This is a genomic window from Cellulosimicrobium sp. E-16 (assembly GCF_049913115.1).
Taxonomy (GTDB): domain Bacteria; phylum Actinomycetota; class Actinomycetes; order Actinomycetales; family Cellulomonadaceae; genus Cellulosimicrobium.
On sequence record NZ_CP183974.1, the window covers coordinates 432,409 to 443,762 of the forward strand.

At 75.1% G+C, this 11,354-nt stretch carries 8 protein-coding genes; all 8 read left to right on the forward strand.

From position 1 onward, the window contains the following. Positions 1-64 precede the first annotated feature (64 nt). Positions 65-1,162 carry a histidinol-phosphate transaminase gene (hisC, locus tag ACN9MS_RS01945; protein ID WP_426310485.1) on the forward strand — a complete coding sequence of 366 codons (1,098 nt, stop codon included), beginning with the start codon at positions 65-67 and terminating at the stop codon, positions 1,160-1,162. Positions 1,163-1,217: 55 nt separating this feature from the next. Further along, on the forward strand, positions 1,218-1,484 hold the full coding sequence (locus tag ACN9MS_RS01950) for a DUF805 domain-containing protein (protein WP_264029743.1): 267 nt from the start codon (positions 1,218-1,220) through the stop codon (positions 1,482-1,484). A 314-nt stretch (positions 1,485-1,798) separates the two neighbouring features. Further along, a complete protein-coding gene (gene pdhA, locus ACN9MS_RS01955; protein WP_426311797.1) occupies positions 1,799-2,911 on the forward strand; it encodes a pyruvate dehydrogenase (acetyl-transferring) E1 component subunit alpha in 1,113 nt (370 codons plus the stop codon). Continuing rightward, positions 2,908-3,900, forward strand: a complete 993-nt coding sequence (locus ACN9MS_RS01960) for an alpha-ketoacid dehydrogenase subunit beta (RefSeq protein WP_426310486.1) — start codon at positions 2,908-2,910, stop codon at positions 3,898-3,900. Before pdhA ends, ACN9MS_RS01960 begins: the two co-directional genes overlap by 4 nt. Before the next feature lie 56 nt (positions 3,901-3,956). Beyond that, positions 3,957-5,420, forward strand: a complete 1,464-nt coding sequence (locus ACN9MS_RS01965; RefSeq protein ID WP_426310487.1) for a dihydrolipoamide acetyltransferase family protein — start codon at positions 3,957-3,959, stop codon at positions 5,418-5,420. A gap of 187 nt (positions 5,421-5,607) precedes the next feature. Beyond that, a complete protein-coding gene (locus ACN9MS_RS01970; protein ID WP_426310488.1) occupies positions 5,608-7,107 on the forward strand; it encodes an MFS transporter in 1,500 nt (499 codons plus the stop codon). A gap of 132 nt (positions 7,108-7,239) precedes the next feature. Beyond that, complete coding sequence (locus ACN9MS_RS01975; protein ID WP_426310489.1) at positions 7,240-9,474, forward strand: molybdopterin oxidoreductase family protein; 2,235 nt, start codon at positions 7,240-7,242, stop codon at positions 9,472-9,474. Then, positions 9,471-11,291: an FAD-dependent oxidoreductase gene (locus tag ACN9MS_RS01980; protein WP_426310490.1), complete on the forward strand. Its 1,821-nt coding sequence runs from the start codon at positions 9,471-9,473 to the stop codon at positions 11,289-11,291. Before ACN9MS_RS01975 ends, ACN9MS_RS01980 begins: the two co-directional genes overlap by 4 nt. Positions 11,292-11,354: the final 63 nt, after the last annotated feature.

The window sequence follows — 11,354 nt, forward strand, 5'->3', positions numbered from 1 at the left end:
GAGGGCACGGCGCCGGGCCGTGCGCCGCCGAGGCCGCGTCGGGCAGGTGGCATGATCGAGGACCGTGGCCCACGAACCCCGCGTCCCCCTGCGTCCCGCCGTCGCCGCGCTGCCGGCCTACGTCCCCGGGGCTCGCGTCGCCCCGGGCGCGGCGGCGTTCAAGCTCTCCTCCAACGAGAACCCGTACCCGCCGCTGCCGTCGGTCGTCGCGGCGATCGCCGACGCCGCGGCGGACGTGAACCGCTACCCGGACATGTACGCGACCGAGCTCACCGAGGCGCTCGCGGCCGACCTGGGCGTCGGTGCCGACCAGGTCGTGGTGGGCAACGGCTCGGTCGCGGTGCTCGCCCACGTGCTGCAGACGGTCGTCGAGCCGGGCGACGAGGTCGTGTACCCGTGGCGGTCGTTCGAGGCGTACCCGATCGCGGTCGCCGTCGCGGGCGGGACGTCGGTCCAGGTGCCGCTGCGGAGCGGGGCCGACGTCGGTCGGCTCGACCTTCCCGCCATGGCCGCCGCGATCACCGAGCGCACGCGGGTCGTGATGGTCTGCACGCCGAACAACCCGACCGGCCCGGTCGTGCACCGCGAGGAGCTCGAGACGTTCCTCGCGGCCGTCCCGTCGGACGTGCTCGTCGTGCTCGACGAGGCGTACCTCGAGTTCGTGCGCGACCCCGGGGCGCCCGACGGCCTCGCCGTTCACGCGCAGCACCCGAACGTCGTGCTGCTCCGGACGTTCTCCAAGGCCTACGGCCTGGCCGGCCTGCGCGTGGGCTACGCCGTCGCGCGCCCGCGGCTCGCGGCGGGGATCCGCGCCGTGTCGACGCCGTTCGGCGTCTCCCACGTCGCGCAGCGCGCGGCCATCGCGTCGCTCGCCGCGCGCGACGAGATGCTCCAGCGGGTCGAGCACCTCGTCACCGACCGCGCGCGCCTCGTCGAGGGCCTGCGCGACCAGGGCTGGGTGCTGCCGGAGTCGCAGGCGAACTTCGTGTGGTTCGACCTGGGTGAGCGCACGATGCAGCGGGCGGAGGAAGCCCGTGCGGCGGGGGCGATCGTGCGCCCGTTCGCGGGCGAGGGCCTGCGCGTGAGCGTCGGCGAGCCGGAGGCGACGGACCTCTTCCTTCGCGTGAGCGCCACCTGGCTCGAGGACCGTCCGGCCGGCTAGGGCACCTGACCTGCACCTGTTGCCGGGTGCCGGTCGCGCGAGAACACTCGCGTCCATGGACACCATCGATACCGACCAGCTCGTCGACGAGTACGGCTGGGCCTTCGGCACCGCCGCGTTGGTCCTCTACGTCGCGGTGGCGGTGATCTTCTTCATCGCCTACGTCCGGATCATCCAGAAGGCCGGCTACTCGGGCTGGTGGATCCTCGTCGGCCTCGTGCCGATCCTCAACGTCGTCATGTTCCTCGTGTTCGCGTTCTCGCGCTGGCCCGTGCTGCGCGAGCGCGACGCGCTGCGCGCGGGCGGCGCGTACCCGCGGTAGGGCGAGCCCCCGCTGGCGCGGGGGTCGTCCGGTGGGGATTGGAGGTTCCCTACAGCCCGCCGGGACGGATGTTGGGCGACACGTCGGCAGCCGAACCTACGGTGTCGTAGCCTACGCTTGCGTAGGCTACGGAGACGTAGGTTCCGACGGCGCCCCGACCGGGCGCCTCCTGCCCCCGAGCGGGCCGGCCGCACGGCCGGGCCGCACCGAAGGAGAGTCGCGTGACCGAGAACGACGCGAGAACCGCCGCGCGGGACGGCGCGAGCACGCCCCCCGACCTCCCCGACGTCGCCGGCGGTCCCGACGACGCCCCCCTGCTCCAGCTCGTGACGCCGGCCGGTGCTCGCGTCACGACGCCCGAGACCGACGGCTACCGCGAGCGCGTCGCCCACCTGGACGCCGCCGCCCTGCGCGGGCTCTACCGCGACATGGTGCTCACCCGCCGCTTCGACGACGAGGCGACGTCGCTCCAGCGCCAGGGCGAGCTCGGCCTGTTCGCGCAGTCGAAGGGCCAGGAGGCCGCGCAGATCGGCTCCGGCCGCGCGCTCGCGCCGCAGGACTACGTCTTCCCCTCCTACCGCGAGCACGGCGTCTCGCACGTGCGCGGCATCGACCCGACGGCGCGCCTGCGCCTCTTCCGTGGCGTCGACCACGGGGGGTGGGACCCGACGGAGCACAACGTGCACCTGTACACGCTCGTCATCGGGTCGCACGCGCTGCATGCGACCGGGTACGCGATGGGCGTCCAGCGCGACGGCCTCGTCGGGTCGGGCGACCCGGAGCGCGACACGGCCGTCGTCACGTACTTCGGCGACGGCGCGACGTCGCAGGGCGACGTCAACGAGGCGCTCGTGTTCGCCGCGGTGAACAACGCGCCCGTCGTGTTCTTCTGCCAGAACAACCAGTGGGCGATCTCCGAGCCGACGACCAAGCAGTCGCGCGTGCCGCTGTACCGCCGCGGCGGCGGGTTCGGCGTCCCGAGCGTGCGGGTCGACGGCAACGACGTGCTCGCGTGCTACGCGGTGACCGCGGAGGCCCTCGAGCGGGCGCGGTCCGGCGGCGGCCCGACCTTCGTCGAGGCGTTCACGTACCGCATGGGCGCGCACACGACGTCGGACGACCCGACCAAGTACCGCTCGCGGGCCCAGGAGGAGTACTGGCGCCGTCGCGACCCGATCGACCGGCTCGAGAACCTGCTCCGCACCGAGGACGCGTGGGACGACGCGTTCGCCGCCGACGTCGCGGCCGAGGCCGACGCGCTCGGCGAGCGGCTGCGCGACGAGGTCCGCGCGCTCGCCGCGCCCGACCCGTCCACCATGTTCGACCACGTCTACGCGACCCCGAACGCCGTGGTCGAGCGCGAGAGGGCGTGGTTCGCCGACTACCAGGAGTCCTTCGAGGAGCCGGCCGCGGAGGTGGCCCGATGAGCGAGAACAAGACCCTGACCCTCGCCCGCGCGATCAACGAGGGCCTGCGCCGGTCGCTCGAGACCGACCCGAAGGTCCTGCTCATGGGCGAGGACATCGGCGCGCTCGGCGGCGTGTTCCGCGTGACGGACGGGCTCCAGAAGGACTTCGGCGAGGACCGGGTGGTCGACACCCCGCTCGCGGAGTCCGGCATCCTCGGTACCGCGATCGGCCTCGCGCTGCGCGGCTACCGCCCGGTCTGCGAGATCCAGTTCGACGGCTTCATCTTCCCGGCGTACGACCAGATCACGACGCAGCTCGCCAAGATGGGCTACCGGTCGGGCGGCAAGCTCCAGGTGCCCGTCGTGATCCGCGTGCCGTACGGCGGCGGGATCGGCGCCGTCGAGCACCACAGCGAGAGCCCCGAGGCGCTGTTCGCGCACACGGCGGGCTTGCGCGTCGTGTCGCCGTCCACGCCGCAGGACGCGTACACGATGATCCAGGAGGCCATCGCCTCGCCCGACCCCGTGCTCTTCTTCGAGCCCAAGGGCCGCTACTGGGAGAAGGGGCCGGTCGAGACCGCCGGACGTGGCGAGGGCGCGACCGTGCTCGACCGCGCACGCGTCGTCCGCCCCGGGACCGACCTCACGCTCGTCGCCTACGGCCCGACCGTCGCGACCGCGCTGCGCGCCGCCGCCGCGGCCGAGCAGGAGGGACGCAGCGTCGAGGTCGTGGACCTGCGCTCCATCTCCCCGCTCGACACCGCGACCGTGGTGGACTCCGTGCGCCGGACCGGGCGCTGCGTCGTCGTGCACGAGGCCCCGACCTACCTGGGCTCCGGCGCCGAGGTCGCGGCCCGCGTGACCGAGGAGTGCTTCTACTCGCTGGAGGCGCCCGTGCTGCGCGTCGGCGGGTTCCACACGCCGTACCCCGTCGCCAAGATCGAGCACGACTACCTGCCGAGCCTCGACCGCGTGCTCGACGCGGTCGACCGCGCGTTCGCGTTCTGACGCGGGTCCGACGCGACCTCGACAGCGCCGACCGGGACCACCAGGAGGACCACGCAGTGCCCACCTTCGAGAAGTTCAACCTCCCCGACGCGGGCGAGGGCCTCACCGAGGCCGAGATCGTGCACTGGCACGTCGCCGTCGGCGACGCCGTGACGGTCAACCAGACGATCGTCGAGATCGAGACGGCCAAGTCGCTCGTCGAGCTCCCGTCGCCGTACACAGGCGTGGTCACGGAGATCCTCGCGCCCGAGGGGACGACGGTCGAGGTCGGCGTGCCGATCATCGTCGTGGACACCGACCCGTCCGGCGCGGCGCCGGCGCCGAGCGCTCCGGCCGCCGTCGTGCCCGACGGCGCGGACGCGGCCCCGGCGCCCGCCTCGCCTACGGGTGCCGGTTCGGCGGGCGCGGCGACCACCGCGGCCGGTGGCTCCGGCTCCGTGCTCGTGGGGTACGGGACGGTCGAGCCGGGCACGGCCCGTCGTCGCCGCCGCGCTCCGGACGCGGCCCCGGCCGCCGCGCCCGCCGCAGCCGCCCCGGCTCCTTCCCCGGCACCCGCCGCCGTGCCCGCGGCGAGCACGCCGACCCCCGCGCCCGCCGCCGTCGGGCACGTGCACCTGCCCGTGCTCGCGAAGCCGCCGGTGCGCAAGCTCGCCAAGGACCTGGGCGTCGACCTCGCGAGCGTCGCGGGCACCGGGCCGGGCGGGATCGTCACGCGCGAGGACGTGCAGGCGTACCACGAGCAGGCGAAGGCGAAGCCGCTGGCGACGTACGCCGACGACGACCAGCCGTGGCTCGCGACCGGCGCCGTCACCCCCGACGGCCGCCAGACGCGCGTCCCCGTGAAGTCGGTGCGCAAGCGCACCGCCGAGGCGATGGTGACGAGCGCGTTCACCGCGCCGCACGTCACGGTCTTCCACACCGTCGACGTCACCAAGACCATGCGGCTCGTGCACACGCTGCGCGAGGACCGGGAGTTCGCGGACGTGCGCGTCACACCCCTGCTCGTCACCGCCAAGGCGCTGCTCCTCGCCGTGCGCCGCCACCCGGAGATCAACGCGAGCTGGGACGACGCCGCGCAGGAGATCGTCTACAAGCACTACGTGAACCTGGGGATCGCGGCCGCGACGCCGCGCGGGCTCGTCGTGCCGAACATCAAGGACGCGCACCGCCTCGACCTGCACGGCCTCGCGGGCGAGATCGCCGACCTCACCGCGACCGCGCGCGCGGGCCGCACGTCGCCCACCGACATGTCCGACGGCACCATCACGATCACGAACGTCGGGGTGTTCGGCATCGACACGGGGACGCCGATCCTCAACCCGGGCGAGGCCGCGATCCTCGCGTTCGGCGCGATCCGGGAGCAGCCATGGGTCCACAAGGGCAAGATCAAGAAGCGCTGGGTCACGCAGCTCGCCCTGAGCTTCGACCACCGCCTCGTCGACGGCGAGCTCGGCGCGCGCGTCCTGGCCGACGTCGCGAAGGTCCTGGAGGACCCGGCCCGCGGCCTCGTCTGGGGCTGACGTCCCACTCCCTCCGGCCGAGGTAGAACCGGACTGCGGTTCTACCTCGCGCGACGGCGGGCTCTCACAGGGGGCTGGTCCTGGGTGTGCGGAAGACCTCACACGGGCTTAACGGCGGTCGCGCGCCGGGGAAACACGGCGTTCCTAGCGTCCTGGGTACTGACCGGGACCTGCTGAAGGAGCCGCCATGTCCGCGCCCACGAGCCCCACCACCCACGAGGGTGAGCAGTCCGCAGAGCACCCCTCCGGCACCTCGACCACCACCACCTCCGCGCCCGGCCCCACGACCGCCGTCGGGTCGACGACCGCGTCGACGGCCGGCCGCACGGCGACCGCCCCCACCCGCCGCTCGGGCCGCTGGATCGACCGCTGGGACCCGGAGGACTCGACGTTCTGGCGCGACGGCGGCCGGAGGGTCGCGACGCGCAACCTGTGGATCTCGGTGTTCGCGGAGTTCCTCGGCTTCGCGGTCTGGGCCCTGTGGTCGATCGTCGTGCCGCAGCTCCCCGCGGCGGGGTTCGCGTTCACGGTCGACCAGCAGTTCTGGCTCATCGCCGTGCCGAGCCTCGTCGGGGCGACGCTGCGCATCCCGTACACGTTCGCGGTGCCGCTGTTCGGCGGTCGCAACTGGACCGTGGTCTCCGCGCTCCTGCTCCTGCTCCCGACGACGGCGCTCGCGGTCGCGGTGCAGGACCCGGGGACGCCGTTCGGCGTGATGCTCGCGGTCGCGGCGCTCGCCGGGTTCGGCGGCGGGAACTTCGCGTCGTCGATGGCGAACATCTCGTTCTTCTACCCGGAGCGGGAGAAGGGCAAGGCGCTGGGCCTCAACGCCGCGGGCGGCAACCTGGGGACGGCGGTCGTCCAGCTCGCGGTGCCGCTCGTCATCGTCGCCGGTGCGGGCGTCGCGCTCGAGCGCGCGGGTCTCATGATGATCCCGTTCATCCTGCTCGCGGCGTTCCTCGCGTGGCGGTTCATGGACAACCTGTCCACCGCGAAGGCCGACCCGAAGTCGTTCGCCGCGGCGACGCGGAACAAGCACACGTGGATCATCTCGTTCCTCTACATCGGGACGTTCGGGTCGTTCATCGGGTACGCCGGGGCGTTCCCCATGCTGCTCAAGGGCCAGTTCCCCGAGGTGACGCTGTCGATCGCGTTCCTCGGCGCGCTCGTCGGCTCGGTGTCCCGCCCGCTCGGGGGGATCATCGCGGACCGCCTGGGCGGCACGCGCGTCACCATCGCGTCGTACGGGGTCATGGCGCTCGGGGCGTTCGGCGCGATCCAAGCGCTCCAGTCGCACAGCTTCGGCCTCTTCTTCGCGTCCTTCCTGGTCCTGTTCGTCGCGACGGGCATCGGCAACGGTTCGACGTACCGGATGATCCCGGCCGTCTTCCAGGCGAGCGCGGTCCCCGGGGGAGCCCTCGACGGCGCCCTCGCGACGGACCCCGCCGCGCTGGACGAGGCCCGGGCACGCGCCCGCAAGGCCGCGGCCGGGTGCATCGGGATCGCCGGGGCGATCGGCGCCTTCGGGGGCTTCCTCATCCCGCGCGGGTTCGCGGCGTCGACGAGCCTCGCCGGCTCGCTCGTCCCGGCCCTGTGGGTGTTCATCGGGATGTACGCGGTCATGGCGGTCGTCGCCTGGGCCGTGTACCTGCGCAAGGGGTCGGCGCTCGCGTCGGCCGGGATCTGAGCGGAGGCCACGAGAGTGCCGTCCGCTCCCACGACTGCCGCGCCGGGGACGTCTGAGGCCCCCGGCGCGGCACGGGCCGTCGCCGCCCGAGCCGCCGACACGCACTGCCCGTACTGCGCGCTCCAGTGCGGCATGCGGCTGTCCCCGCAGGACGACCGGGCGCCGTCGGCCCTGCTCCCGGTGACGGTCGCCCCGCGCGACTTCCCGACCAACCGCGGCGGCCTGTGCCAGAAGGGCTGGACGAGCGCGACGGTCCTCCGCGCGACGGACCGGATCACGAACCCGCTGCTGCGTGGGCGCGACGGCGAGCTGCACCCGGCGTCGTGGGACGAGGCGCTGGACGTCGTGGCTGCCGGGATCGCGCGCGTGCAGGCGGAGCACGGCCGGGACGCGGTCGCGGTCTTCGGCGGCGGCGGCCTGACGAACGAGAAGGCGTACGCGCTCGGCAAGTTCGCCCGCACGGTGCTGCGCACCGCGAACATCGACTACAACGGGCGCTTCTGCATGGCGTCCGCGGCGGCGGGGGCGAACCGGGCGTTCGGCGCCGACCGCGGGCTCCCGTTCCCGCTCGCCGACCTCGGCGGCGCGGACGCGGTGGTCCTGCTCGGGTCGAACCTCGCGGAGACCATGCCGCCGTCGGTGCAGCACCTCGCGGGCGTGCGATCGCGCGGCGGGCTCGTCGTCGTGGACCCGCGTCGCAGCGCGACGGCCGCGCTCACGGGCGAGCCGGGGGACGCCGTCGGGCAGCGTGCCGGAGCGCCCGACGACGGACGCTCGCCCGGGCGCACGGTCCCGGCTCCGGTCGCGGGGCCGGTGGGCGACCAGGGCGTGCACCTCCAGCCCGTGCCCGGGACCGACCTCGTCGTGCTGCTCGCTCTGCTGCACGTCGTTGTCGCGGAGGGGCTCGCGGACGCGGAGTACCTCGCCGCCCGCACGTCGGGGTTCGACGACGTCCGGCGCTCCGTCATGGCGTGGTGGCCCGAGCGCGCGGAGACGGTCTGCGGGGTCCCGGCCGAGCGGCTGCGGCACGTGGCCCGGCTGCTCGCCGCGGCGTCGCCCGCCCGCGGTGGTTCGGGTGCGTACGTGCTCACGGGGCGCGGCGTCGAGCAGTCCTCGCAGGGCACCGCGACGGTGACGGCGGCGATCAACCTCGCGCTCGCGCTGGGGCTGCCGGGCCGCGTCGGCTCCGGGTACGGCGCGATCACCGGTCAGGGCAACGGGCAGGGCGGGCGCGAGCACGGCCAGAAGGCCGACCAGCTCCCCGGGTACCGCAAGATCGACGACCCGGCGGCCCGCGCCCACGTCGCGACCGTCTGGGGCGTCGACCCGGCGACGATCCCCGGCCCGGGGATGCCCGCGGTCGAGCTGCTGCGCGCGCTCGGAGCCCGGCCGGGACCGGGCGGTCAGGGCACGACGTACGCCGAGGACGGGCGTCCGCGGGCGCTGCTCGTGCACGGGTCGAACGTCGTGGTCAGCGCACCGGACGCGGACCAGGTCGCCGCGAACCTGCGCGCCCTCGACCTGCTCGTGGTGTGCGACCTGGTGCCGTCGGAGACGGCGCTCCTCGCGGACGTCGTGCTGCCCGTGACGCAGTGGGCGGAGGAGGAGGGCACCATGACGTCGCTGGAGGGACGCGTGATCCGCCGCCGTCGCGCGGTCGACGCGCCCGGCGAGGCGCGCTCGGAGCTGTGGATCCTCGCGGAGCTCGCGCGGCGCCTGGGCTCGGACGCCTCCTTCCCGACCGATCCCGCCGTCGTCTTCGACGAGCTCGCGAGCGCCTCCGCGGGCGGCGTGGCCGACTACTCGGGCCTGAGCCACGCGCGCCTCGACGCGGACGAGCGCGACGGCGGCCCAGGGCTGTACTGGCCCGTCCCGGGCGCGGCGCACCCCGGCACGCCGCGGACGTTCCTCGACCGCTTCGCCACGCCGGACGGGCGGGCGCGGATGGTCGTCGTCGACCACGTCGGGCCGAGCGACGACGTGCGCCCCGACGCCCCGCTCTACCTCGTCACCGGCCGCGTGCTCCAGCACTACCAGTCGGGCGCGCAGACGCGTCGCGTGCCCGAGCTCGACCGCCTCGTGCCGGAGCCGTTCGTCGAGCTGCACCCGGTCCTCGGCCTGCGGCTCGGGGTCGGCGACGGGGACCGCGCCCGCCTCACGACGCGCCGCGGCGAGATCGAGGCCGTCGCGCGGTGGACCGACCGGATCCGGCCGGACACCGTCTTCATGCCCTTCCACTGGAGCGGGGAGGGCAGCGTCAACCGCGTCACGACCGACGCGACCGACCCGATCTCGGGCATGCCCGAGTTCAAGGTGTGCGCCGTGGACGTGCGGCGCGCGCCCGACACCCAGGAGGTGGGCGCATGACGCGCGTCGTCGTGGTCGGCAACGGCATGGTGGGGTCGCGGTTCGCGAGCGACCTCGTGGCGCGGTGCGGGACCTCCGCGGGGACGGCGGCCGTCGAGGTCACCGTCCTCGGTGCGGAGGAGTACGAGCCGTACAACCGCGTGCTGCTCAGCGAGGTCGTCGCGGGCAAGGTCGACGTCGCGGCGATCGGGCTGCCCGGCGCGGACGACGAGCGCGTCACCGTCCGGCGCGGCACCGAGGCCATCGCGATCGACCGCGCCGCGCGCCGCGTCGTCACGGGCGAGGGCGCGTACCCGTACGACGTCGTCGTGCTCGCCACGGGCGCTGCCGCACGGATCCCCGACCTGCCGGGTCTGACGGACCTCCCGGGCGGCCTGCCCCGCGGCGCGCACGCGCTGCGCACGCTCGACGACGCGCGCGAGATCGTCGCGGCGTCGGTCAACGCCCGGCACGCCGTGGTCGTCGGTGCGGGCGTGCTCGGGCTCGAGGTCGCGTGCGGGCTCGCGCGCCGCGGCGTCGCCGTGAGCCTCGTGCACGGGGGCGGGAGCGTCATGGACCGCCAGCTCGACCGCGCCGCGGGCGGCGTCGTCGCGCGGAGCCTCGCGGGGCTCGGCGTGCGGACCTGGACCCGTGCGCGCACCGAGGGCGTCGTCGTGGAGTCGGGCTCCGTGCGCGGCGTGACGCTCCGCGTGCCCGACGGCGGGGCGTCCGCCGGGTCGGCGGCCCGCCCGGGTGGCGACGGGGGAGCGGGGGGCGACCCGACCCGGCTCGTCGACCTCGAGGCCGACCTGCTCGTGCTCGCGTGCGGCACCGTGCCCGAGGCCGGGCTCGCGCGCGCGGCGGGCGTCGCGGTCGACCGGGGCGTCGTCGTCGGACACGACCTCGCCAGTCCCGACGACCCGAGCGTGTTCGCGATCGGCGACTGCGCCCAGCCTCCGGAGGGAGGCACCGGGCTCGTCGCCCAGGGGTGGGACCAGTCGCGACGGCTCGCGGAGCACCTCGGGGAGCGGTTCGCAGCAGCGGGCGCGGGGAGGCCGGGCGCCGCGCAGGGGGCGGCGTCGGGCCGCCCGCGCGTCCGCCTGGGAGTCGACGCCGACCGGCCGAGCATGGCGCTGCGCCTCGCCATGAACGTCGTCGCGCGCCCGCTCGGGCAGTCGCCCGTGCCGTCGGCACAGGAGCGTCCCGGGGGCGCCGCCCGCCCTGCCCGGACCGGGTCGACGGGTCGACCGCGCTCCGCTGGGCCGGGGAGTCCCGGCGTCGACGAGCGCCCGAGGGCCGGGACCGACGTCGTGCGCGTCAAGGCCGCGGGGCTCGAGATCGTGACGATGGGCGTGTGCGGCGAGCGGCGCACGCCCGACCCCGCGCACCGCTCCGTGACGCTGAGCGACCCGGCGTCGGGCCGGCACGTCGAGGTGGTCGTCGCGGACGGACTGCTCGTCGGCGCGACGTGCGTCGGTGCCCCCGAGGTGGGCGCCGACCTCACCGCCACGTACACCCGTCGGGTTCCGGTCCCCGCGGACCCGGCCCACCTGCTGCTGCGCCCTGTCGCGCAGGCTCCCGCGCCGGCGTCGTCCCCGACCCACATGCCCGACCGCACGACCGTGTGCACGTGCAACGGCGTGACCAAGGGCGACGTCGTGGGGTGCTGGCACGACGGCGCGCGGAGCGTCGACGACGTCGCGCGGGCCACGCGCGCGACGACCGGCTGCGGGGGCTGCAAGGACGTCGTGTGCGGGCTGGTCGACTGGCTCGCGCAGGCCGACCCGGAGCAGCCGCAGGGCGCGGCGGCACCGGCGCGGGTCGGCCTCAGCACCTGACGTCGGCGGGCGCTGCGGAGATCGGTGGTCGCGACCGCCGACCTCGGCACGACCTGCCGACCT